The organism is Rhizorhabdus dicambivorans (assembly GCF_002355275.1).
In the GTDB taxonomy this organism is placed as follows: Bacteria; Pseudomonadota; Alphaproteobacteria; order Sphingomonadales; family Sphingomonadaceae; genus Rhizorhabdus; species Rhizorhabdus dicambivorans.
On record NZ_CP023449.1, the window covers coordinates 4672680 to 4696679 of the forward strand.

At 66.9% G+C, this 24000-nt stretch carries 23 protein-coding genes; 12 read left to right on the plus strand and 11 right to left on the minus strand.

All coding sequences use genetic code 11. The features are described from left to right. Nucleotides 1-213 precede the first annotated feature (213 nt). Both CMV14_RS26905 and CMV14_RS22015 read left to right on the plus strand, forming a co-directional pair. On the plus strand, nt 214-1602 hold the full coding sequence (locus tag CMV14_RS26905) for a hypothetical protein (protein WP_192876302.1): 1389 nt from the start codon (nt 214-216) through the stop codon (nt 1600-1602). A gap of 64 nt (nt 1603-1666) precedes the next feature. After that, on the plus strand, nt 1667-3304 hold the full coding sequence (locus CMV14_RS22015; RefSeq protein WP_066965670.1) for a ShlB/FhaC/HecB family hemolysin secretion/activation protein: 1638 nt from the start codon (nt 1667-1669) through the stop codon (nt 3302-3304). On the opposite strand, the gene CMV14_RS22020 is transcribed toward CMV14_RS22015, so the two are convergent. After that, complete coding sequence (locus tag CMV14_RS22020; protein ID WP_066965667.1) at nt 3301-4620, minus strand: dicarboxylate/amino acid:cation symporter; 1320 nt, start codon at nt 4618-4620, stop codon at nt 3301-3303. The genes CMV14_RS22015 and CMV14_RS22020 overlap by 4 nt on opposite strands. A 99-nt stretch (nt 4621-4719) precedes the next feature. Beyond that, entirely contained in the window at nt 4720-5997 is a 1278-nt protein-coding gene (locus CMV14_RS22025) for a glutamate-5-semialdehyde dehydrogenase (RefSeq protein ID WP_066965790.1), read from the minus strand. Between the two features lie 78 nt (nt 5998-6075). On the opposite strand from CMV14_RS22025, the gene CMV14_RS22030 reads away from it, so the two are divergent. Together CMV14_RS22030 and CMV14_RS22035 are read left to right on the plus strand one after the other, a co-directional pair. Beyond that, the gene (locus CMV14_RS22030) at nt 6076-7161 is read left to right on the plus strand and encodes a DUF3667 domain-containing protein (protein ID WP_066965663.1); all 1086 of its coding nucleotides are present in this window, start codon (nt 6076-6078) and stop codon (nt 7159-7161) included. A 213-nt stretch (nt 7162-7374) separates the two neighbouring features. After that, nucleotides 7375-7755 carry an OmpA family protein gene (locus CMV14_RS22035; protein WP_192876303.1) on the plus strand — a complete coding sequence of 127 codons (381 nt, stop codon included), beginning with the start codon at nt 7375-7377 and terminating at the stop codon, nt 7753-7755. Between the two features lie 13 nt (nt 7756-7768). On the opposite strand, the gene CMV14_RS22040 is transcribed toward CMV14_RS22035, so the two are convergent. The 3 genes from CMV14_RS22040 to CMV14_RS22050 form a co-directional block, all read right to left on the minus strand. Beyond that, nucleotides 7769-8098 (minus strand): hypothetical protein, encoded by a 330-nt coding sequence (locus tag CMV14_RS22040; protein WP_066965657.1) that lies wholly within the window; start codon nt 8096-8098, stop codon nt 7769-7771. 82 nt (nt 8099-8180) lie between these two features. Further along, a complete protein-coding gene (locus CMV14_RS22045) occupies nt 8181-8363 on the minus strand; it encodes a DUF1328 domain-containing protein (RefSeq protein ID WP_066965654.1) in 183 nt (60 codons plus the stop codon). Between the two features lie 103 nt (nt 8364-8466). Next, on the minus strand, nt 8467-8751 hold the full coding sequence (locus CMV14_RS22050; RefSeq protein WP_066965650.1) for a BolA family protein: 285 nt from the start codon (nt 8749-8751) through the stop codon (nt 8467-8469). A gap of 39 nt (nt 8752-8790) precedes the next feature. Here CMV14_RS22050 and CMV14_RS22055 point away from each other — a divergent pair, with 39 nt between their 5' ends. The 6 genes from CMV14_RS22055 (at nt 8791) to CMV14_RS22080 (ending at nt 15055) form a co-directional block, all read left to right on the plus strand. Next, on the plus strand, nt 8791-9393 hold the full coding sequence (locus CMV14_RS22055) for a J domain-containing protein (RefSeq protein WP_066965647.1): 603 nt from the start codon (nt 8791-8793) through the stop codon (nt 9391-9393). A gap of 34 nt (nt 9394-9427) precedes the next feature. Continuing rightward, nucleotides 9428-10432, plus strand: a complete 1005-nt coding sequence (gene cobS, locus CMV14_RS22060; RefSeq protein ID WP_066965644.1) for a cobaltochelatase subunit CobS — start codon at nt 9428-9430, stop codon at nt 10430-10432. Beyond that, nucleotides 10432-11193, plus strand: a complete 762-nt coding sequence (locus CMV14_RS22065; RefSeq protein ID WP_066965641.1) for a tyrosine-protein phosphatase — start codon at nt 10432-10434, stop codon at nt 11191-11193. Before cobS ends, CMV14_RS22065 begins: the two co-directional genes overlap by 1 nt. After that, the gene (cobT, locus tag CMV14_RS22070; RefSeq protein ID WP_066965638.1) at nt 11193-13031 is read left to right on the plus strand and encodes a cobaltochelatase subunit CobT; all 1839 of its coding nucleotides are present in this window, start codon (nt 11193-11195) and stop codon (nt 13029-13031) included. The genes CMV14_RS22065 and cobT overlap by 1 nt, the downstream gene beginning before the upstream one ends. Before the next feature lie 138 nt (nt 13032-13169). Continuing rightward, complete coding sequence (locus CMV14_RS22075; protein ID WP_066965635.1) at nt 13170-14798, plus strand: helicase HerA-like domain-containing protein; 1629 nt, start codon at nt 13170-13172, stop codon at nt 14796-14798. Between the two features lie 11 nt (nt 14799-14809). Further along, nucleotides 14810-15055 (plus strand): hypothetical protein, encoded by a 246-nt coding sequence (locus tag CMV14_RS22080; protein ID WP_202820873.1) that lies wholly within the window; start codon nt 14810-14812, stop codon nt 15053-15055. A 114-nt stretch (nt 15056-15169) separates the two neighbouring features. Here CMV14_RS22080 and CMV14_RS22085 read toward each other — a convergent pair whose 3' ends face one another. After that, the gene (locus CMV14_RS22085; RefSeq protein ID WP_066965784.1) at nt 15170-16804 is read right to left on the minus strand and encodes an ATP-binding protein; all 1635 of its coding nucleotides are present in this window, start codon (nt 16802-16804) and stop codon (nt 15170-15172) included. 154 nt (nt 16805-16958) lie between these two features. Beyond that, nucleotides 16959-17708, minus strand: a complete 750-nt coding sequence (locus CMV14_RS22090) for a TorF family putative porin (RefSeq protein ID WP_066965632.1) — start codon at nt 17706-17708, stop codon at nt 16959-16961. Nucleotides 17709-18025: 317 nt separating this feature from the next. Between CMV14_RS22090 and CMV14_RS22095 the strand changes: the two genes are divergently transcribed. Next, a complete protein-coding gene (locus CMV14_RS22095; RefSeq protein WP_066965628.1) occupies nt 18026-18394 on the plus strand; it encodes a hypothetical protein in 369 nt (122 codons plus the stop codon). Between the two features lie 41 nt (nt 18395-18435). On the opposite strand, the gene metC is transcribed toward CMV14_RS22095, so the two are convergent. Beyond that, nucleotides 18436-19641 (minus strand): cystathionine beta-lyase, encoded by a 1206-nt coding sequence (metC, locus tag CMV14_RS22100; protein ID WP_066965625.1) that lies wholly within the window; start codon nt 19639-19641, stop codon nt 18436-18438. Next, nucleotides 19617-20477 carry a 3-mercaptopyruvate sulfurtransferase gene (gene sseA, locus CMV14_RS22105; protein ID WP_066965781.1) on the minus strand — a complete coding sequence of 287 codons (861 nt, stop codon included), beginning with the start codon at nt 20475-20477 and terminating at the stop codon, nt 19617-19619. Before sseA ends, metC begins: the two co-directional genes overlap by 25 nt. Before the next feature lie 186 nt (nt 20478-20663). Between sseA and queF the strand changes: the two genes are divergently transcribed. Next, the gene (gene queF, locus CMV14_RS22110; RefSeq protein WP_066965623.1) at nt 20664-21116 is read left to right on the plus strand and encodes a preQ(1) synthase; all 453 of its coding nucleotides are present in this window, start codon (nt 20664-20666) and stop codon (nt 21114-21116) included. A 166-nt stretch (nt 21117-21282) separates the two neighbouring features. On the opposite strand, the gene CMV14_RS22115 is transcribed toward queF, so the two are convergent. Together CMV14_RS22115 and CMV14_RS22120 are read right to left on the minus strand one after the other, a co-directional pair. Beyond that, a complete protein-coding gene (locus CMV14_RS22115; RefSeq protein WP_066965620.1) occupies nt 21283-22788 on the minus strand; it encodes a S10 family peptidase in 1506 nt (501 codons plus the stop codon). A gap of 114 nt (nt 22789-22902) precedes the next feature. Beyond that, nucleotides 22903-23853, minus strand: coding sequence for an isopenicillin N synthase family dioxygenase (locus CMV14_RS22120; protein ID WP_066965617.1), 951 nt, complete (start codon nt 23851-23853; stop codon nt 22903-22905). Nucleotides 23854-24000 lie beyond the last annotated feature (147 nt).

Consider the following 24000-nt stretch of genomic DNA (forward strand, 5'->3'; position numbering starts at 1 on the left):
TCTTACATCCCTGTTCTTCACCGGACCAAGGACTGATCCAGACTTATCCGATCTGGAGGAAATCCTCTCCCTGCACGATCCAGATACGATCATCGGGTCGCAAAAAGTCTATTACGCAAAGCTACTTATCAGCCTTTTTGATCCGAAAGCGGATGCAAGGGAACGGCGGGCGCCGGTGAAGATTACTCGGCCATCAAGGTTGTGGAGGTTGCTATGTTTATTCATCGGGCGAAAACACTTCCCTCTATCTTGTTCGTCTCGACGGCCGCGCTGGCGCTCGCCGGTTGCGACAGTTCGGGCAATATGCGGGTGGCGGGCGTCGGCCAGCTTCCGACGACCCCCGTCGATGGGGGAAGCGGTTCGGGCGATGGCAGCGGTTCGGGATCGGGCGGTGACACCGGCTCGGGAAGCGGCAGCGCGGGCGGCAGCGGTTCGGGAGGTTCGGGATCGGGCGGAACTGGCGCGGGCGGCGGTGGAAGCGGCGGCGGCGGAGGCGGCGGGACCGGCACCGGCAGCACAGGCGGCTCCACCGGGGGCTCGACGAGCGGATCGACCAGCGGCCTGCTGGCCACCTTGCCGGTTCCCGGCGTTGCCGGCCCCGACGGCTTGGCCGATACCGGGCTGCTCCCCAACACGGGCAATCCTTCCAATCCGGGCGCGCTGGGGCCGGTTCTGGTCGCTGCGGGCAACGCGGTACTCGGCGCCAACGGACAGACGCCGACCCTGGTGCAAGCGGTCGACAGCGCCGTGCCGGGCTCGGTGCCGATCGCGGGCACGGTATCACAGGTCCTCCAATCCACCGGCCAGGCGCTGGTCGACACCGGCCAGGGGCGGACCTATCTGGTCGACGGGCTTACCGCGGCGGTGGGCGAAGCCGTTTCGCTCAACGTCCTCAACAAGGATGTGCTGCCCGGCAGCGGTTCCCAGCTCGTCGGCACCAGCGTCCTGTCCAACACCCAGAATATGGGCTCGCTGGCCACGGTTGGCGTCGATGCCGCAGGCAACATCGTCAAGGCGGTGGCGACACCGCTGGGCACCGACAATGCGACGGCGATTTCCGCGGTGGTGCCGGGCAGCACGGGCAGCCTGACCGGCACCGTCGGCCAGATCGCGGGCGCGACCGTCGGCACGACGCAGGTGCTCGGCACGACAGGCACGGCTCCGCTGGTGGGTGCCAGCGTACTTTCGCCCACCCAGACCACCGGAAGCCTCGCGACGGTGGGAGTCGGTTCCGCTGGCAATGCCCTGACAGCCTCGGTCGGGCCGGTGGCGGGCACCAGCGCCAGCGGCAGCGTGACCGGCTCCACCAGCGCCCTGCCCACCAACGGGCTCGCCACCGTCGGCGCCGGCAACACGACACTGCTCAACGGTGGCGCCAACCCCGTGATCGGGGCCAGCGTGCTGTCGCCCACCCAGGCCACGGGTAGCGCGGTCACGGCCGGCGTGCTGTCGGCCGGCAACACGCTGACCACCAATGTCGGCACCCTCACCGCCCCGCTCACCGGCGGGGTGACGGCCGGCGGCACGGCGTCGGGCAGCACCACCACGAGCACGGGCGGCGTCACCGGACTTGTCGGAGGCCTGCTGGGCAAGGGCGGCTGATCCCCGCATCGGGGCGGAGGGCCAGCTCCGCCCCTATCTTTCCTTCACAACAGGGGATGTCTCGATGAGACCATCGACCGGGCTGGTCGCAGCCGGGCTGGCGCTCGGCGCGCCGATCATGGCGGCTGGGGCGCAGTCGCCGCTGATCCTCGACCGCAACCGCGCGGATCGCATTCAGCCGATCACGCCCACCGTGCCCAATGCGGCGCGGCAGGCGCCGGCCACGGCGGCGCCGGTGATCGAAGGTGGCGCCGAACAGGGCGGCACGATCATCAAGGCCATCCGCTTCGTCGGCACCCAGGCGCCGATCGAAGCCGCGCGGGCCGCCGAAGCCTATATCGGCAAGCCGGCCACGCGCGCCACGCTGCAGAATGTCGCGGCGGCTGTCTCGGCCGGCTATGCAAAAGCCGACGTCGCGCTCTATTCGGTGCTGATCCCCAACCAGGACATATCGGACGGCGTGCTGCGGGTGCTGCTGATCGAGGGCACCGTCGAGCAGGTGATCGTCACCGATACGTCGACCGGGCGCGCGCGCCGCCTGGTTGCCGCGATCGGCGACCGGCTGACCGCCGAGAAGCCGCTGCGCAAATCGACCCTGCAGCGTTATGTTTCGCTGATCCAGGATGTGCCGGGAACCACGACCGACATCGACATCGTCCAGGGATCGGCGCAGGGCTTGGTCCGTATCGTCCTGACCGTCCGCGACAAGAAGAACGAGTTCGCCAGCGGCTTCGACAACCGCGCGGGCTCCACCTATCGCGGCGGCGCCTTCACCGCGAGGGCGACCCTGTTCCATCTGCTGCGCGGCGGCGACCAGACCGACATCAATCTCGCCGCATCGACCAATTTCCGCAATTACCGCTATGCCTCGCTCAGCCATTCGACTGCGATCGGCAGCAATGGCGGGCGGCTGGCCCTATCGGCCGGCTATCTCAAGACGAAACCCCGCAATACGCCGATCAAGGGCGACGCGGAGATCGTCGGGCTGACCTACAGCTATCCGCTGATCCGCGATTACCGGCGCAACCTCACCGCCTCGGCCGGAGTCGACGGGCTGAACAGCGACAATGCCGCCTTCGGCCAGCTCATCGCCAGCGAACGCACCCGCGCCGCTCGCGTCGCACTTGGCTATGTCGAGGCACTGCCGAAGCGGACGCTGGCCGGCGGCGTCACCGTCAGCCGCGGTCTCGACATGCTCGGCGCCCGGGTGACCGCACCGCTGGCGGAAACGCGGTTCACCAAGGCCAACGCCCGGATCAGCCTCGACCAGGCGATCGGCAAGACCTTCATCGCCCGGCTGCGGCTGAGCGGCCAATATAGCCGCGACAGGCTTCCCGCGGCGGAGCGTTTCGCGGTCGGCGGCGAGGAGCTGGGCCGCGCCTTCGAGATCGCGGTGCTGACCGGCGATCGCGGCGCGGGCGCCCTGGCCGAGCTGGCGGTCAAGCCGATGATGAAGTCGAAGCTGTTCGGGGCGACCGAACTCTATGCCTTTGCCGATGCGGCGAAGCTGCGCATCCTGCCGCGCGGCCCGCTGCCCGGCGGGACCTTCGACCTCGCCTCGGCCGGCGGCGGCCTGCGCCTGGCCTATACCAGCAAGGCGGCGCTGTTCCTCGAGGCGGCCAAGCCGCTCGACCGGCCCTATGCCGGCTATGAGAAGGACTGGCGTCTTTCGGTCGGCTGGAAACTGGCGTTGCGGTCCTAGGCTTCCGCCACCAGCACGCCCTCCGCCGCCGGCTCCTCCAATATCCCCTCGCGCCTGGCGACGATCATCGGCACCAGGATCTGGCCGGCGACGTTGACGGCGGTGCGCCCCATGTCGAGGATCGGGTCGATCGCCAGCAGCAGGCCTGCCCCTTCCAGCGGCAGGCCGAGGGTGGAGAGGGTGAGGGTCAGCATCACCGTCGCGCCGGTCAGCCCGGCGGTCGCGGCGGAGCCCAGCACCGAAGCCAGCACGATCAGTCCATAGTCGGTGACGCCCAATGGGATCGCGTAGAATTGCGCGACGAAGATCGCCGAAATCGCCGGATAGATCGCCGCGCAGCCGTCCATCTTGGTGGTCGAGGCGAGCGGCACCGCGAAGCTCGCATAGCTCTTCGGAACGCCGAGCAGCTCGGCCGAGCGCTCGGTAACGGGCAGGGTGCCGACCGAGGAACGCGACACGAAGCCGAGCTGGATCGCCGGCCATGCCCCCGCGAAATAGCGGCGCGGGCTGATGCCGTTGGCGAGCAGCAGCAGCGGATAGACCACCAGCAGCACCAGCCCGAGGCCGATATAGACCGACAGCGCGAAGGCGCTCAGCCCTGCCAGTGCATCCCAGCCATATTTGACCACCGCGGCGCCGATCAGTCCCGCGCTGCCAATCGGGGTCAGCCGGATCACCCACCAGAGCAGCCTGCGCATGATCATCAGCAGGCCGCGCACGAAGCCGATGAACGGCTCGGCCGCCTCCCCCGCCTTCAGCGCGGCGGCGCCGACCGCGATCGAGAGGACGATGATCTGGAGGACGTTGAAGCCGATCGAGGTGGTGACGGCGCCGTCGTCTCCGGTCTTGTTGCTGGCATAGATGCCGAGCGCATTGGCGGGCACCAGCCCCTTGATGAAGTCCAGCCAGCTGCCCATCGTCTTGGGCACCGCCGCCTCGCTGTGCGCGACCCCGGCCGCGACGCCGGGCTGGATCAGCAGCCCCAGCGCGATGCCGATGCTCACCGCGATCAACGCGGTGATCGCGAACCATAGCAGCGTCTGGCCGACCAGCCGCGCGGCGTTGGTCAGGTCGCGCAGATTGACGATCGACGTGACGATCGCCGCGAAGATCAGCGGCGGTACCAGCGCCTTGAGCAGCTGGACGAACAGCGAGCCGATCAGGTCGAGCGTCTGGGCGAGCGCGTTGGGATCGCCGCCGGCCGGCCCCATCGACCGCGCGAGCAGGCCCAGCAGCAGGCCGATGGCCATGCCGGCCAGCACCTGCAGCCCGAAGCTGCTGACATAAGGGGATTGCGGCTTGGTCGCTGTGGCCATGGCGGATTCTCGCGCTGAAACTGGCCCGAAGGTGGGATCGGGCCACATCCATAACAAACGAGATTAGCTTACAGGCCTGACAACAGGCCTATGCACGGCTCAGGGGCGCAATTGCCCCGAACCGCGCACCAGCCATTTGTAGGTGGTGAGCCCTTCGAGCGCGACCGGGCCGCGCGCGTGCATCCGGCCGGTGGAGATGCCGATCTCGGCGCCCAGCCCGAACTCGCCGCCATCGGCGAACTGGGTGGAGGCGTTGTGCATCACGATCGCGCTGTCGACCGCGCTCAGGAAGCGATCGGCCTTTGCCTGGTCCTCGGTGACGATCGCGTCGGTGTGGTGCGAACTGTGGCGGGCGATGTGCGCCATCGCCGCCTCGATCCCGTCGACCATCGCCACCGAGACGATGCTGTCGAGATATTCGCAGTCCCAGTCATTGTCGGACGCCGGCTTCACCCGCGCGTCGAGCGCCTGGATCGCGCCGTCGCCGCGGACCTCGCAACCCGCCTCGATCAGCGCGGCGAGGATGGGTTGGGGGGCGGCATAGGCGCGGTCGATCAGGATCGTCTCGGTCGCGCCGCAGACGCCGGTGCGGCGCATCTTGGCGTTGACCGCGAGCGGCAGCGCCTTGGCCGGATCGGCGGCACCGTCGATATAGAGATGGACGATGCCGTCGAGATGGGCAAGCACCGGCACCCGTGCCTCATCCTGCACGCGCGCGACCAGGCTCTTGCCGCCACGCGGCACGATGATGTCGATCAGCCCCTGCGCCGTCAGCATCGCACCGACCGCCGCGCGATCGGTGACCGGCACCAGCTGGATCGCGTCGTCAGGCAGGCCCGCCGCGCGCACGCCATCGAGCAGCGCGGCGTGGATCGCGCGGTTGCTGGCCGACGCCTCGGAACCGCCGCGCAATATGCAGGCATTGCCCGACATCAGCGACAGCGCACCGGCATCGGCAGTGACGTTGGGGCGGCTTTCATAGATGATGCCGATCACGCCCAGCGGCACGCGCACCCGCTGAAGGATCAGGCCGTTCGGCCGCCGCGTCTCGTCGATCGTCTCGCCGACCGGATCGGGCAGGCCGGCAACCGCCTCCAGGCCCGCCGCCATGCCTTCCAGCCGCGCGGGGTTCAGCGTCAGCCGGTCGATCATCGCCGCCGACAGGCCATTGGCCTGGGCCCGCGCGACATCCCCGGCATTGGCGGCGAGGATCGCCTCGCCCTGCGTGCGGATCGCCTTCGCGGCCTCGACCAGTGCCCTCGCCTTGTCGGCGGTCGGCGTTCCCGCGAGCCGGGCGGCGGCGGCACGGGCACGTGTGCCCATATCCGCGATCAGGGCGGCGGCGTCGGTGGGGCGCATGGCAACGGCTTCGGTCATGGCCGCGCCACTAGCATAGCCGTGGCGCCGCTCCAAAGCCCCCTCGCGCTTGTCGCCCGCCAATGCTAGCTTTCAGCCATGTCAGGGGAATTCGAAGCAATGGCCGATGCCGCCACCGGCGGCCTTGCGGCGGGGGCGATCGACGGGACGGGCCGATCGCGTCATGAAGGTCATGGCGGCGCCTGCCTCAACTGCGGCACCGCGCTGGTCGGGCCGCATTGCCATCGATGCGGCCAGACGGCGCATATCCATCGCACCGCGTCAGGCCTGTTTCACGACATAGCCCATGGCGTGTTCCATTTCGAAGGACGGACCTGGCACACCTTGCCGCTGCTGTTCTGGCGGCCGGGGGAAGTGACCCGGCGCTACATCCAGGGCGAACGTGTGAACTTCGTCTCGCCGATGGCGCTGTTCCTCTTCTCGGTCTTCCTGATGGTCGCGGTCTTCGGGGTGCTGGGCGGGCCGTTCGGACCGCTCAACACGGGCGATGTCGCCGCCACCGCCAAGGCGCGGACCGACGCGGCCAATGAGCTGAAGCGGGTCGAGACCGAAATAAGGACGCTCAAGGCGCGCAAGGATGCGCTCAAGGCCCAAGGCAGGAGCGACCCCAAGCTGAACGAACAGCTGGGCGATCTCATCTCCGACGAGGCGGGGCTGCGGCTGGTGACCAAGGGCATCCTCAAACCCAACATCAAGTCACAGCCGATCGATATCGAGGAGGCCGGGATCAAGACCGGGGTTCCCGGGGTCGACCATGTCATCCAGCATGCCGCCGACAATCCCGAGCTGGCGGCCTACAAGCTCCAGTCGAGCGCCTATAAATTCTCCTGGGCGCTGATCCCCATCTCCCTGCCCTTCATCTGGCTGCTGTTCGCCTTCCGCCGCGATGTCGGCATGTATGATCACGCCATCTTTGCCACCTATTCGCTGTCGGCGATGACCCTGATGGTGGTCGCGCTGAGCATCGGCGCCGCGCTGGGCCTGTGGGGTGGGGCGATCGCGGCGGTGCTGCTGCTGTTCCCGCCCTGGCACATGTACCGCCAGCTCAAGGGGGCTTACGGACTTGGCCGCTTCGGCGCGCTGTGGCGCACCTTCGCGCTGATCATATCGGCCTATACGGCCGCGCTGATCTTCTTCATCTTCCTGCTGACGATGGGGGCGTGATGCGGCGGTAGGGGCTGCAGGATCGGGGGATCTATGGGCAGGACATTGTTGATAGCGCTTGCACTGGCCATGCTGGTCGCCGTGACGCTTGCGATCAGGACCTGTGGACAGACAGGTCCGGTCACGACGCAGCCGGCGCGGGACCTGTCCGCGGTCGTCGCCCTGCCCAACGGATCGACGATGACCGCGCCCAAGGGGACCGTCGGACGTGACATGGTCGACTGGCTGGCTTCCAACGATGACACCGAACGGCGCTTCGAACTGGGCGGCCGGGAGTTCGACGGCCGCTCGGTCGAACCGACGATCGAATCCAAGGTCCGCATCACGCGCGGCATCCAGATCCTGAAGGCGAATCCCAATGTGGACCTGCATGTGATCGGCTACACCGCGGCGAGCGGCGATGAAGCGGCGGACATCAAGCTGTCGCAGGCACGGGCGAAATGGATCGTGGATGCGCTGCGCGACGGCGGCGTTGCGGGTTCGCGCCTGACCAGCGAAGGCCGGGGCGGGGCCGACCCGATCGGCGACAACAACACGGCGCAAGGCCGCGCCGCCAACGAGCGGGTCGCGATGATCCTGCGGCATCGACGCTGAGCCGGGGCCTCGCTTATTTGGGCAGGCGACAGACCGGCAGCTTGAGATCGGCGAGGTCGCGGCAGGGCCGGACCTGCACCGAGGCGTCGAGCCCGATGAACACGGCATAGGCGGCGCCACGATCGCACTGGACCGTCCACATCTCCAGATTCTTGTAGGACTGCTGATAGGCGACCGGCCCGATCCGCTTGCAATATTGGCCGTTGTCCAGAACCGCGCGGCGCATCGTCGCGCGCTGCTGGAGCGACGACAGCTTCTTCAGCTGGTTGCTGTAGTCATTGGTGAGCGCGGCCGCCGGGGCGGCGGCGAGCAGGGCGGCGGTGATGGCAAGGATCGTTTTCATGGCACCAGCATAGACCCGTTCCGGGCGCGCGAAAAAGGGGCCGCCGAGGCGGCCCCTGAAACGCTACGCAACAACATCGTATCTAAAGCGATTGGCTGATCTTCTTGCCCGCGAACAAGGCGAGCAGCGCGAAGATGATGAACAGGGCAATCGCGATGAAGAAGAGGATCTTGGCGAGGCCGACAAAGGCGCCACCGATGCCGCCGAAGCCCAGTGCGCCAAGGACAAGGCCGACCACCAGGAAGATAAGCGCCCATTTCAGCATTGCAGTCACTCCGTTCCAGATGCGGATTGAACGGAGAAGGCGCCAGGAGGTTCCAATATATTGCCCTGCGCAACGAACAGGCGGTCAGGCCGGGCGCGAAACCCTACTCCCCCGGCGCCTTCGCCTTGATCGCCAGCGCATGGATCTTGTCGCGCAGCAACTCGGCCAGCGCATGGTTGACCGCGCGCTGGCGGGCCACACGGTTCTGGCCGGCAAAGACCGCGCTTTCTATCTCGACGGTGAAATGGCTTTCGCCCGCCCCGTCATGGCCGGCATGGCCACGGTGGCTCTCGCTGTCGTCGATCACGGCAAGGCGGGTGGGGGCAAGCGCGGCACTCAGCCGGCGGTGGATTTCAGCGGCGACGGGGCCGGTGGGAAGTTCGCTCATCCGCACTATATAGGCGCTTTGGTCAGGAAGAGGCGAGCGTTGAGCGAAGAGTTTGCCACCAGGCGCGCGGGACCGCGCTTCCACGGGCGAATCGAAGGGAAAGGCCGGCCTTGCGCCGAACCAGGCTGCAAGGCGCCAGGCGAGTTCCGGGCGCCTGCGGCCCATGGCCAGCGTTCGGGTTTCGACGGCCCCGGCGACTGGCGCTACCTGTGCCTCGATCATGTCCGCGCGTTCAACGGCGGCTATAATTTCTTCGCGGGCATGAGCAGCGACGAGATCGAGGCGCAGCAGACCCCCTATGGCGGCTGGGACAGAGAGACCCGCGCCTTTTCCCCCAATGCGGGGGGCAGCCCGCGGTGGGCCGACTTCACCGACCCGCTCGATGCGATCGGCGCCCGATTCGCCCGCCGAGCCGACCAGGAACGCAAGGATGGCCGGGAGCTGTCGGAGGGCGACCGCAAGGCGCTGAAGACGCTCGGCCTCGACAAGGATGCCGACCGCCGCGCGCTGCGCAGCCGCTATGCCGAACTGGTTCGCCGCTATCATCCGGACAGGAATGGCGGCGACCGGAGCCACGAGAAGGCTTTGCAGGATGTGATTTCGGCTTATACGCAGCTGAAAGGCCGTCCCGCCTTCGCATAAGCAGCATAATCGATTCAAGTTAAGGCAGCATGTCATGACCGACCTCCCCAACGTCCAGCCCGACAGCCGCACCGACACGGTGCTCGCGTCGCCCGACAAGATGGTGAAGGTGCGCGAGCTGTTCGGGATCGACAGCGATCTGGAGGTGCCCGCCTTCTCCGAGGCGGACGAGCGCGTACCCGATCTCGATCCCGCCTATGTGTTCGATCCGGACACGACGCTGGCGATCGTCGCGGGCTTCGCGTTCAACCGGCGCGTGATGGTCCAGGGCTATCACGGCACCGGCAAGTCGAGCCATATCGAGCAGGTCGCGGCACGGCTGAAATGGCCGTGCATCCGCATCAACCTCGATGCGCATATCAGCCGTATCGATCTGGTCGGCCGCGACGCGATCGTGCTGCGCGACGGCCAGCAGATCACCGAATTCCGTGAAGGCCTGCTGCCCTGGGCGCTGCAGACCCCGACCGCGCTGGTGTTCGACGAATATGATGCCGGCCGGCCGGACGTGATGTTCGTGATCCAGCGCGTGCTGGAGACCGAGGGCAAGCTGACCCTGCTCGACCAGAACCGGGTGATCCGCCCGAACCCCTGGTTCCGCCTGTTCGCCACCGCCAACACGGTGGGCCTGGGCGACACCACCGGCCTCTATCATGGCACCCAGCAGATCAACCAGGGCCAGATGGACCGCTGGAACATCGTCGTGACGCTCAACTATCTGCCCGCCGCGACCGAGGCGCAGATCGTGCTCGCCAAGTCCGGCGAATATGACAAGCCCGACGGCAAGAAGGTGGTCGAGGACATGGTGAAGGTCGCCGACCTCACCCGCCAGGGCTTCATCGCCGGCGACATCTCGACCGTGATGAGCCCGCGCACCGTTATCAGCTGGGCGCAGAACACGCTGATCTTCAACGATGTCGGCTTTGCGTTCCGCCTGTCGTTCCTGAACAAGTGCGACGAGAGTGAACGAACGCTGGTCGCCGAATATTATCAGCGCGTGTTCGGCAAGGACCTGCCGGAGAGCATCGTCGGGAAGGCGTAATGACGGAGATGTCGCCGCTGCTGCCGCTGGAGGGCGGGTTCAACCTGCGCGACATGGGCGGCTATGCGACCGGGGACGGGCGCCGGGTGAAGCGCGGAATGCTGTTCCGATCGGGCATGATGTCGCTGCTGACCGAGGCGGACGAGGCGCATCTCGCCGGCCTCGGCATCGCCACGGTGTGCGATTTCCGCCGGCCCGGCGAGCGCCGCCGCGATCCGACCCGCTGGTGCGAGCCGGCGGGGACCCTCTACTGGACCCGCGACCATGACGCATCGAGCGGCGTGCTCGGCGAACTGCTGCGTGGCGCCCTGCCCACGGCCGATAGCGTCCGCGCGTCGATGATCATCGTCTATCGCGACCTGCTCGTCGAGCATGCGCCGTCCTATCGCTTCCTGTTCGAGCGGCTGGCGGGCGGCCATGTGCCGCTGCTGTTCAACTGCTCGGCGGGGAAGGACCGCACCGGCGTCGCGGCGGCGCTGATCCTCTCTGCGCTCGGCGTGCCGCGCGACACGATCTACGAGGATTATCTGCTGACCAACCGCTACGCGGATTTCAGCCGGATCATCGGCCGCGAGCCGTCCGACCAGTATCGCGATGTCGATGCCGCGGTGATGGCACCCCTGCTCGCGGCCGACACCGACTATCTCGATGCCGCCTTCGAGAGCATCGATCGCGATCATGGTGGAATGGACGCCTATCTGGGCTCGATCGGCGTGGACGACGGGGTGAAGACGACGCTCCGGGGGTTGCTGCTCGACTGATGGCGGAGCAGTCCCCCCTCGAAGCCTTTCGTCTCGTCCTGAGCGGCACCGCCCGGGCGATGGCGCGCGAGCCCGAACTGGAAGTGAGCTTTACCGCCGAAGCGCCATCGGCCTCCTACAAGCAGCTGCGGGTGCCGATGCCGTCGCGCAGCCTGCCCGCGCAGGCCGTGGCCGAGGCGCGCGGCTTCGCCGACGGATTCGCCCTGAAGATCCGCCATCACAACCAGACGCTGCACGAGCGCATGGCGCCGAGCGAGCCGATCGCCCGCGCCGTCCATGACGCGGTCGAGCAGGCGCGGATCGAGGCGCTGGGATCGCGGGCGATGGCGGGCGTGCGCGACAATCTCAACCAGGCGCTGGAGGTGCGGCTGCGCTCCGACCCGCTGGTGCGCGCCCGCGCCCGCGAGGAAGTGCCGCTGTCGACCGCGATCGGCCTGCTGGTGCGCGAGCGCCTGACCGGACAGGCCCCGCCGCCGATCGCCCAGCCGGGCCTGGGCCTGGTGCGCGACTGGATCGAGGAGAAGGCGGGCAAGGATCTCGACGCGCTCGAACTTGCCTTCGACGATCAGGCCGCTTTCGCCAAGCTGGTCAGCCGCCTGCTCGAGGATCTCGAGCTGACGGAGGGCGAGCAGGCGCCGGAGAGCGATCCCGAGGCGGGCGACGACGATCAGGACCAGCAGCAGGAAGAGGGCCAGGACCAGGAGGACGAAGGCGACGAATCGGGCGGCTCGTCCGATTCCGAGGTGCAGATGCGCGCCGAGAAGTCGGAAGGCGGCGACGAGGAAGGCGAGCAGCGCCAGCTCGACGACGACAGCCCGTCCGACATGGATGGCGAGATGGGCGACGACGGCGAGGAGGGCATGATGCCGGTCCGCCCGAACCGGCCGCTGTCGGACCTGCCGCCGAGCTTCGACTATCACCCCTACACCACGCAATTTGACGAGGAGATCGCCGCCACCGAGCTGTGCGACGAAGAGGAACTGACGCGCCTGCGCGCCTATCTCGACCAGCAGCTCGTCCATCTCCAGGGTGCCGTCACCAAGCTCGCCAACCGGCTGCAGCGCCGGCTGATGGCGCAGCAGAACCGCAGCTGGGACTTCGACCAGGAGGAAGGGCTGCTCGATGCCGCCCGGCTGGCCCGCGTGGTGATCAACCCGACCCATTCGCTGAGCTACAAGATCGAGCGCGATACCGATTTCCGGGACACCGTCGTCACCCTGCTGATCGACAATTCGGGTTCGATGCGCGGCCGGCCGATCTCGATCGCGGCGATCTGCGCCGACATCCTCGCCCGCACGCTGGAGCGCTGCGCGGTGAAGACCGAGATATTGGGTTTCACCACCCGCGCCTGGAAGGGCGGCCAGTCCCGCGAGGCGTGGCTGGCGGCGGGCCGCCCGCCGTCGCCGGGGCGGCTGAACGATCTGCGCCATATCGTCTACAAGAAGGCCGACGAGCCCTGGCGCCGCGCGCGCAAGTCGCTGGGCCTGATGATGCGCGAGGGGCTGCTCAAGGAGAATATCGACGGCGAGGCGCTGCTCTGGGCGCACAACCGGCTGATCGGCCGGCGCGAGGAGCGCAAGATATTGATGGTGATCTCCGACGGCGCGCCGGTCGACGATTCGACCCTGTCGGTGAACAACGGCTCCTATCTGGAACGGCATCTGCGCCAGATGATCGGCTGGATCGAGAACCGCTCCCCGGTCGAGCTGATCGCGATCGGCATCGGCCACGACGTGACGCGCTATTATCAGCGCGCCGTGACGATCATGGACGTCGAGCAGCTGGGCGGGACGATGGTGGAGCAACTCGCGGCGCTGTTCGACATCGAGACGAGATAGGCTTCCCGGCCTCCCCGACGACAATCTCGGCTCCGTCGGCTGAGAGGATTGTAAATCCTTTCCGGCGGCGCGCGATCCGCCTTCCGCTCGGCATCGGGCGGGTCTAACCTTCCGCCTCAGGCTGAAGGAGAAGGGCGCATGATCGACGAGCAGGGCATATTCCTGGGCGCGAGCGCCAGCTCATCCGGCCCGGTGCCGCAGCACCTCAACCTGCGCCGCGCCAACCGCCATGGCCTGATCGCGGGAGCGACCGGCACGGGCAAGACCGTCACCCTTCAGGGCATTGCCGAAAATTTCTCGGCGGCCGGCGTGCCGGTGTTCCTCGCCGACGTGAAGGGCGATCTTGCCGGCATCTCGCTGGCAGGTTCCCCGACCGCCAAGAATGCCGACAAGCTGGTCGCGCGCGCGGCAGAGATAGGCCTCCAGCCTTTCGTCTGGGGTGATAATCCCGCGATCTTCTGGGACCTCTACGGCGAGCAGGGCCACCCGATCCGGACCACGGTGTCGGAGATGGGGCCGCTGCTGCTCGCCCGGCTGATGAACCTCAACGAGGTGCAGGAAGGCGTGCTCAACATCGCCTTCCGCTATGCCGACGAACAGGGGCTGCTGCTGCTCGATCTCGGCGATCTCCAGGCGATGCTCGCCTATTGCGCCGAACATGCCGACGAGCTCTCGGCGAAATATGGCAATGTCACCAAGGCCAGCGTCGGATCGATCCAGCGTCAGCTGCTCCAGCTCGACAGCCAGGGCGGCGCGCATTTCTTCGGCGAGCCGGCGCTCGATATCCAGGATTTCCTGGGCGTCGACGATCAGGGGCGCGGCTATGTGAACATCCTCGCCGCCGACAAGTTGATGCAGAGCCCCAAGCTCTATGCCACCTTCCTGCTGTGGCTGCTGAGCGAGCTGTTCGAGACTCTTCCCGAGGTCGGCGACCCCGACAAGCCCAAGCTGGTTTTCTTCTTCGACGAGGCGCATCTGCTGTTCGAGGACGCGCCCAAGGCGCTGACCGACAAGATCGAGCAGGTCGTGCGCCTGATCCGATCGAAGGGCGTCGGCGTCTATTTCATCACCCAGAACCCCATCGACGTGCCCGAGGACGTAGCGGCACAACTCGGCAACCGGGTGCAGCACGCGCTGCGCGCCTTCACCCCGCGCGATCAGAAGGCGATCGACGCCGCCGCCGAGACCTTTCGCATCAACCCCGAACTCGACGTCGCCAAGGCGATCATCGAACTGAAGGTGGGCGAGGCGCTGGTGTCGGTGCTACAGGATGACGGTTCGCCCAGCATCGTCCAGCGCACCTTGATCGCGCCACCCCGTTCCCGCCTCGGCCCGGTCGATGCCAAGGAGCGCGGATTGCTGGTTTCGATCTCGCCGGTCGCAGGCAAATATGACGATGCGATCGACCGCGAGTCCGCCGAGGAACTGCTCGCCGCCAAGGCCGATGCGGCGGTCGCCGCCGCCAATGCCGCCAAGGCGCAGGCCGAAGCCGAGAAGGCTTCCGCCGTACAGGCCAGGATCGAAGCCAAGGCACGCGAGGCGGCGCTCAAGGAACAGGCCCGGCAGGACGCCATCGCCGCGCGCGAGGCCGCGAAACCCAGCGCCGTGGATCGCGCGATCCAGTCGGCGACCCGGGCGGCGGCCTCCTCGGTCGGACGGCAGGTGGCCAACGAGATCGGCCGGGCGGTGTTCGGCGGCGGGCGCAGCCGTTCCGGCGGGGTCGCCGGCCAGCTGGTGCGCGGCATCCTCGGTGGACTGTTCAAGTAAGGAGAGTGACGATGGTTCGTTTCCTCATCCCCGCTTTCGCCTCCGCGATGCTGATCGCGATACCCACGGCCATCCAGGCCGCGCCGTGCAAGGACGCCAAGGGGAAGTTCATCACCTGCCCGCCGCCGCCGGCCGCCAAGAAGCCGTGCAAGGATGCGAAAGGCAAGTTCATGGCCTGCCCGCAGAAGCCCAAGGTCTGCAAGGATGCGAAGGGCAAGTTCGTGAAGTGCGGGACCCCGGGTTCGAAGGCGGTCTGATCCGCATCAGAGCCGTCGCCCCGGCGGAGGCCGGGCCGCAACGGGCTCTTGCGAGAACGCCGGGCAGGAACCGACGACGGCCCCGGCCTCCGCCGGGGCGACCGACAGGAGCGCTTACCGCCCCTGGTTGCGCCAGCGGCCGATGACGTGCTCGACCAGTGTGTCCTCATTGCCGGTACGCCGCCACAGTTCGGAGAAGACCGGGTCGTTCGAGGCGGGGCGCAGGCCTTCCTCGAGGTCGTCGAAGGCGACCCGGATCGGGATCGGCACGCCTTCGCCGCAGATGATAGCCTCGCGGTTCCTGAGCGCCGGGATCGCATCGAGGAACCCCCGCGCGCCCTCGGGCATCGCCGCCTTGACGAAGGCCTGGTCGCGCTCGTTGTTCAGGCGCATCGAGATGATCGTGCCGCATTGCGAGAGCACGCCTTCGGCCAGGTCCGATGGGCGCTGGGTGATCAGGCCTAGTGACACGCCATATTTGCGGCCTTCCTTGGCGATCCGTTCGAGGATGCGGCGGACGGGCCCGTTGTTGGTCGAGCGATCGGAGGGGACGTAGCGATGCGCCTCCTCGCAGACCAGCAGGACCGGATGCTCGACCGTGCCCCGCGCCCATATCGCATAGTCGAACACACAGCGCGCGAGCACGGAGACCACCACCGAGGTGATTTCGGACGGGACACCGGACACGTCGATCAGCGAGATCGGCCTGCCCTCGCCCGGCAGGCGGAAGATGCGCTTGATGAAGCTCTTCATGCTGTCGCCGACCAGCATGCCCGAGAACATGAAATGATAGCGCGGGTCCGAGCGGACCTCGTCGATCTTCTGCTTGAGGCGGAGATAGGGGGCGCTGTTCGACGCCTTGTCGAGCTTGCCCATCTCCGCCGAGATGATCGTGGTCAGTTCCGACAGCACATAGGGGATCGGGCTGTCGACGGTGATCCGCGCGACGCTTTCCGCCGCCTTGTTCTTCTGCCGCGCGGCGAGCAGGCATTTGGCGAGGATGTCGGCATCCATCTGCCGCTCGGCGCCGCTGGTGGTCAGCAGCACCTCGCAATGCTCCTCGAAGTTCATCAGCCAATAGGGCATGGCAAGGTTCGAGACGTCATAGGCGGCCCCGACCTGCGAGAAGGCGGCGGCATATTCGCCGTGCGGATCGATCATCACGACATGGGCGGCGGGGGCCATCCGGCAGATGCGGTGGAGGATCAGCGCGGTCGCGGTCGACTTGCCGGTGCCGGTCGATCCGAGCAGCGCGAAATGCTTGCCGAGCATCCCATCGACCAGCAGCGCAGCACGGGTCGAGCAGGTCGGGTGAACGGTGCCTATCTCGATATGCGGCATGTCGCCGGCTGCGAAGATCGCGTCCATATCGCCACTGGACACGGGATGTACGGGGGTGCCCGGCAACGGGTAGCGGGTGACCCCGCGACGGAAGCCTGCGATCCGCCCGCCGTCATCGACCAGCCCTTCGCCCAGGAAGGAGATGCGCGCGCTCACCTCGACCCCGACGATGCCGAGTTCATGTATCGAGGCGATCACGCAACGGCCCGCCACCATCATCTTGAGCATCGCGCCGATCTCGCCGGCCATCGCCAGGGCGGCGTCGCTTTCGGTGGCGAGCAGTTCGAGCAGGCGCCGGTCGAGCCGCGTCTCGGCACCGCCGCCGGCGACCGATTCGATCCGGCCGAGCGCGGCGGATCCGAGCCTTGCGGCGGTTGCGAGGGCGTTGCCGCCGACAATGTCGTTCATCTGCGAAGCCATTTTCCCTGTTCGAGAACGACCGGGCATAGCGGCGCAGGGTTAATTCCTGGTTCTTCCAGACCCCCGAAACGCAAAAAGGGCCGCGGCATCGCCGCGGCCCCTCCCTGCCCCCACAGACGGGAAGCTCGTCAGACCCGAAGGATCAGAAGGCGTAGGTCGCCGAGATGACGACGCCGGCCTTGGCCAGGTCCTTGCCCGAGGTCGGGCTGACCAGGAAGTTCTTCTTCTGGTCGGTGTCGACATAGGAGATGCCGAAGGTCGCGGCCTTCCAGGTGTAGGTCGCGCCGACATTCCAATCGAGATACTTGTCGCCGGTGATGAAGGTCGTGTCCGGCGAGTAGCCGAGGTGGGCAGAGATGCCGAACGGCGTCTCCGGCACCGCGAACGAAACGTCGCTGTACAGGTACAGATTGTCTTCCTTGCCGAAACCGACGCTCAGCGCGTTCGACTTGGGCGCATAGGCGGCGCCGACCTTGATGGTCGCCGGGCCGACCGGCATCTTCGCCGAGGCATAGAGCTCGAGGAAGTCGGTGGGCGCGCCCTTCACCGCCGAGGTGTAGACGTAATAGAGCGCACCGCCGTCGAGGGTGACGCCGCCGACGGTGGTCGAGTAGCCGGCGATCAGGTCGAGCTCGGCATCGGCGCCGGCCGCGACATAGTCGTCGATCGAGCTGGCCCAGAAGCTGCCGTAGAAGCCCGAGCTGTGGGTGATGGTGGCGCTCGCCTGGGCAGCGATGTGCTTGCCCGACTGCGAAATGCCACGGAAGCGATAGTCGCTGACGAGGGCAGCGCTGCCGGTCAGCGTGAAATCGTCGCTGTCTTCCTGCGCGAGGGCAGGCGCGGCGGTGGCGAGCAGCGCAAGGGCCGAGAGACCGATCATGGAAGCGCGCATTGGTAATCCCCTTATAATAGCTTCGATCCGTTCTCCTGCCTCACAGGCGCCGCGCTTCTATGTCCCCCCGAATATCATTGGGCCGAGCCGACTGCGTGCGAGTGCGCTGTTTGTGCGTCACGATCCCGCATCGCACAATGCGCAACATATCAATTCCTTGCTGGTTTGAGACGAACTGTTGCTGGACTGTCACACCTCAAAATCGACGGAAATCCGCCATTTTCCTACCGCCCGCACGGTCAATTCGTTGACTGATTATTAAGCAATCTCGCGCATAATGTGCCTGTTCTGTGGGCGGTGCGTCGAAAGGGCATTCCATGTACGAGACGAGGATCCAGGCCAACGGAGCAACGGCGCGGGCATCGGCCGAGCTGCTCGCGCCGATGCAGGCCATGCTCGACATGCTGTCCGGCTTCGCCGACGCGGCAGCGCCCCAAAGCACCGCGAACGGCGGCTTGTCGCCGTGCCTGGCGGCGCGCTACGCCGCCGCCAGCCCGATCGCCCGCCGCCGCTTCGACGCGGTCCTGCGGGAAGCCGAGACGATCGGGACCACCGGCTTGCGGCTGGTCATGGGCCGCTGCGACAGGGCCGACGCGGCGACGATCGCCGCCGCCCGTTTTTTAGGCAATTCGCTCGACGCCGCGCTGCGCCGGCTCGACCATCTGCTGCCCGCCCAGGCTGCCTGATTTCTTTCGCATCGGGGCCGATCGGCCTCGATATTTCCCGATCATGACCGTCGGTGACGCGCCGATTCGAATCGGGCGAGCCCCCTTTCGAGGTCGGCGATGAGGTCGGCGGGATCCTCGATGCCGATATGGAAGCGCACCACCGGCCCATCGGCCTGCCATGTGGTGGCACTACGCAGCCCCGCCGGATCGACCGGCAGGGCCAGGCTTTCATAGCCTCCCCAGGAAAAGCCGATCCCGAACAGGTCGAGCCCGTCGATCAGGGCGGCGCGGGCGGCATCGTCGCCACCGTCCAGCACGATGCCGAACAGCCCCGATGCGCCCGCGAAGTCCCGCCGCCAATATTCATGGCCCGGGCAATCGGGGAGGGCCGGGTGGAGCACGCGCGCGACCTGTGGCTGTTCCGCGAGCCAGCGCGCGACCGCCAGGCCCCCCTCCTCGTGCTGGCGCATCCGCACCCCCAGCGTCCTCAAGCCCCGCGCGGCGAGATAGGCGTCATCAGGGCTCACGCACTGCCCGAGCGACATGGCGGTGCGACGGAGCGCCGGATAATGGGCGGGCCCCGCCGTGGCCGATCCCATCATCACATCCGAATGGCCGACGATATATTTGGTGCAGGCCAGGATCGAGATGTCGACGCCATGGCCGAGCGCCGGGAACAGCAGCGGCGTCGCCCAGGTGTTGTCGATCACCGTCGCGATGCCGTGTTCGCGGGCGACGGCGGCGATCGCGGGCACATCCTGGACCTCGAAGGTCAGGCTGCCGGGGCTTTCGAGGAAGATGACCCGGGTCTTGTCGCCGATCAGTTCGGCGATTCCGGCGCCTATCAGCGGATCATAATAGCGTGTGGTGACACCGAAGCGCTTGAGCATCCCGTTGCAGACCGCGCGGGTAGGCTCATAGGCGCTGTCGACCATCAGCAGTTCGTCGCCAGGGGACAGCAGCGACAGCAGCACCGAGGTCACCGCCGCCACGCCGGACGGGAACAGCAGGGTGCCCTCGGCGCCGGGCTCCAGTTCGGTCAGCGCATCGGCGAGCGACCATTGGGTGGGCGTGCCGCGCCGGCCATAATAGAGGCCGTCGTCCGGCTTGCGCGTGCCCGCGCGCAACTCGGCCACGCTCTCGTAGAGAATGGTGGAAGCGCGCCAGACCGGGGGATTGACGATCCCCCGGCCGGCAACGAGTTCGGGGCGCCCGGCCGTAACCAGCCGGGTACCGGGATTCAGGCGTCTGTCGTCGTCTTGCACGCCTCACCAGTCGCCTTTTCGGTGTCAGGGAGCAAGCCCCACTCGCTCCACGAGCCGTCATAGAGCGCCAGATCCTCGCGCCCCAGCAGGGCCGCAGCGAACAGCACCACCGAGGCGGTGACGCCCGAACCGCAGGTGGTGACCATTGGCTTCGACGGATCGACCCCGGCCGCATCGAACGCCGCCTGCAGCTCGGCCCTGTCCTTGAAGGTGCCGTCGGCATTCAGCAGCCGATCGAAGGGCAGGTTCTTCGACCCCGGGATATGGCCAGAGGCGAGGCCGCGCGGATCGGCCTCCTCGCCGGTGAAGCGCTTCTCCGAGCGGGCATCGACGACCTCCTCGACGCGGCTGGCTACATTGGCCTTCATCTGGGCGAGATCGCGCACCGCCGCGGGATCGCGCCACACGGTGAAATGGCGGTGGCGCAGCGCCACCTTGCCCGATTCCAGCTCGCGCCCCTCGGCGATCCACTTGGCGAGGCCGCCGTCGAGGATCGCGACCTGGTTCACCCCGAACATGCGGAACATGAACCATGCGCGCGCCGCCGTGCGATGCGGGCTGTTGTCGTAAAGGACGATGCGGCTGCCGTCGCCCAGGCCCAGCGACTGCATCCGGCTGGCGAATTTCTCGGCCGTCGGCAGCATGCCCGGCAGGCTCGACATGTCGTCCTTCAGATTGGCGAGGTCGAGATAGACGGCGCCGGGGATATGCCCCGCCTCATATTCGCTTCCGGCATCGCGCGCGGGATCGAGCGCGAAATAGGTCGCGTCGACGACGCGGAGATCATTGGCCCCGAGTTCGCCTGCGAGCCATTCGGTCGAAACCAGCAAATCCATCATTTCCTCCTTCACCACACGCACATCATCATCGCAGAATGGCGACAACGAATCGAGTTACCTGGGGAGGTGATGTTTAATTATTCCCAAGGCCGATACATTGCAAGTATATTGCAACAAAAACAATCGGTGAGAAACTTTCGTACATCGATGGCGCGAGCGCAATGGCTTCGCTAGAGCCGCGCCATGGCCATGACCCCGCTTCACCTCGGCAAGACCAGCGCCCTGCCCGCTTCCCCCGAACAGGCGGTGCTCGACTATGTTCCCAATCCGCGCCCCGGCAGCCTCTATCTGGTGCGCTTCGCCGCGCCCGAGTTCACCTCGCTCTGCCCGGTGACCGGGCAGCCCGACTTCGCGCATCTGGTGATCGACTATGCGCCGGGTGAGACGATCGTCGAGTCCAAGTCGCTCAAGCTGTTCCTCGGCTCCTTCCGGAACCACGCCGCCTTCCATGAGGATTGCACCGTCGGCATCGGCGAGCGGCTGGTGGCGGAGATGCAGCCCCGCTGGCTGCGCATCGGCGGCTACTGGTATCCGCGCGGCGGCATCCCGATCGACGTCTTCTGGCAATCGGGTGCGCCGCCCGAAGGTCTGTGGGTGCCGGATCAGGGCGTGGCGGGCTATCGCGGGCGGGGATAGTTTTTTCTTAGATCCTCCCTAGCGCAGCTGGGGAGGGGGACCGCGCTCGAAGAGCGCGGTGGAGGGGTTCCACCTCGATCCTATCGCTGTCATCAAGGTTGCAGACCCCTCCACCACCCTGCGGGCGGTCCCCCTCCCCATCGCTTCGCGATAGGGAGGATCTTGATCACCGCGCCCGGATGAACGCCCGCACATCGGCGCTCAGCTTCCTGAGATCGTCGGGCCGGACGTACATCATGTGTCCGGCGTCATAATAATGATATCGGATGCGCGAGGGATCGAACCCGGTCCGGCTCATCGCATATTCGGCGCCGAAAAAGGGCGTCGCGAAATCATACCAGCCCTGACCGACGAACACCTTCAGCCCGCTATTCTCGCGTAGCGCCTTGCCGAGATAGGGCGCGACGTTGACATAGACCTGGCCGCCGCGGCCGTTCTGGTCGGCCAGCTTCCAGTCCCAAGGGCCGACGCTGCCGATCGTCACATATTGGCGATCCATCTTCAGCTTCAGATCGTCGCGCAGATAGGCATTGATCGCGGCGGTATAGGCGGCATCGATGCCGTAGAAGCTCGGATCATTGTCCGGCTCCTCGCCGGCCCTGTCATAATCGACGCCGGTATAGCGGGTGTCGAGCCGGCCGATGGTCAGGCCGCGATCGCGCAGCAATTCCTTGTAGAAGCGGCCGGGCGACACGCGCAGATCGGCATTGTCGACGAACCGCTCCGAAAGCCCCGTCAGCCGCGCCAGCTCGGCACGCACCGAGGCCCGTTCCTGCACCCCCAGCGCATTGCCCTTCAGCAGCGCCGCCGCATAGGGCCCGATCGCGAAGGCGCGGGCCTGCGCGGCCATCTCGGCAACCGTGGCCGGCGGGTTGGCGATCTTCCTGTGATACCAGGCGGTTGCGGCCATCGACGGCAGGTTGAGGATATAGGGCATCTCATTGCCCTGGGTCTCGGCGGTGGCGGCGAAATCGAGGATCGTCGAGATCAGGATGATCCCGTTGATCGAGACATCGTTATACTGCCCCTCCAGCTCGTTGATCAGCGCGACGGAGCGCGTGGTGCCATAGCTTTCGCCGCCGATATATTTGGGCGAGGACCAGCGGCCATTCTCGTTCAGCCAGATGCGGATAAACTCGGCGATCGACTTGGCATCGGCCGACACGCCCCAATAATCCTTGGGATCCTTCTTGCCGATGGCATGGGCGAAGCCGGTGCCGACCGGATCGATGAAGACGATGTCGGTGACGTCGAGCAGGCTTTCCGGATTGTCGACGACCGGATAGGGCGGCGCGCCGTCGTCCCCGGCATCGCGCGGCAGCACGACCCGCTTCGGGCCGAATGCGCCCATATGCAGCCACACCGAGCCCGAGCCGGGGCCGCCATTGTAGAGGAAGGTGACCGGACGGCCCTTGTCGCCGCCGTCCTTCACATAGGAGGTGGCGAAGATCGCGGCGAGCGGCTTGCCGTCCTTGTCCTTCAGATAGGTCTCGCCGGTGGTGGCGGTGTAGGCGATCGACTGGCCGCCGAACACGCCCTTGTGCCTGGTGACGGACATGACAGGCGGCGGCACGGGCGCCTCGGCGGCATCGTCCTTCCTGTCGTCGTGGGCATGGGCGGAAACGGGAAGAGCGGCCAGCGCGATGGCGGCCAGGCAGGTGGAGAAGCGCATGATGGAATCCCTTATTATGGGATCAGGCTAGCGCCCTGCTGACAGGAGTGAAAGGGCTGTCCCGCGGAACGTCATCCCGGACTTGTGTGGACGAGGTATCGCTCGCGGGTGGGGCTAGCCCAGCTTGATCTCCCTCAGCCGCTCCAGCAGATAATCGTTCGCGGTGATCGGATCGGGGAACTGGTCGGGCCGCTCCGGCGTGATCGTCTGCGGCAGGGTCCGGATCAGATAGTCCGGTCGGAAGTGCAGGAAGAAGGGCATCGAATAGCGCGCGAAACCCCGCCGTTCGGGAGGCGGGTTCATCACCCGGTGGCTGGTCGAGGGCAGGCGTTTGTTGGTCAGCCGCTGGAGCATGTCGCCGATGTTCACCACCAGTTCGCCCGGCTCGATCTCGACCGCCAGCCAGCGGCCGTCGCGGTCGAGCAGCTGGAGCCCCCCCTCCTCCGCGCCGAGCAGCAACGTAATCGAATTGATGTCCTCATGCGCGCCGGCGCGGATGCCCGGGGCGTCGGGGCCGATCGGCGGATAATGGAGCAGGCGCAGTATCGAATTGCCGTCCTCGATCGCGTCGTCGAAAAAGTCGGGCGCGAGGCCCAGATAGCGCGCGATGGCGGACAGGATGCGCCGGCCGGTCGCCTCGAACGCGGCGAAGAGTTCGATATAGGTGGAGCGGAAGCCCTCGACCTCGTCGGGCCAGAGATTGGCGGGCATATCCGCCGCGTAGCGATGTCCGACGGGCAGCTCGCGCCCGACGTGCCAGAACTCCTTGAGGTCGGCGATCGTCCCGCCCTTGGCGGTCTCGACCCGGAAGGGGGTGTAGCCACGCTGGCCCATCCCGCCATCGACGAAATAGGCGCGCTTCACCTCCTCGGGCAGGGCGAAGAAGGCCTTCGCCTTCGCCTCGGCCCGCGCGATCAGATCGGCGGGGATGCCATGGTCGGCGACGACGGCGAAGCCGAACCGCTCGAAGGAGCGGCCGATCGCCTGTGCGAAACCATCGGGGTCTTTGTCGGAGTTGGCCAGCGAGACGCTGGGGACGTGCTTCATGTCTGCAATGTCGGTCATGGCAACAGATATAGAGTTGCCCGCCCTGCCCGTCACCCTTCCCCGTCATTCCTGCGAAGGCAGGAATCCATGTCTGTCGTCTTCTCAGATGCCATCTCGGGCGGCAGCAGACATGGACCCCAGCCTACGCTGGGGGGACGATTGAGG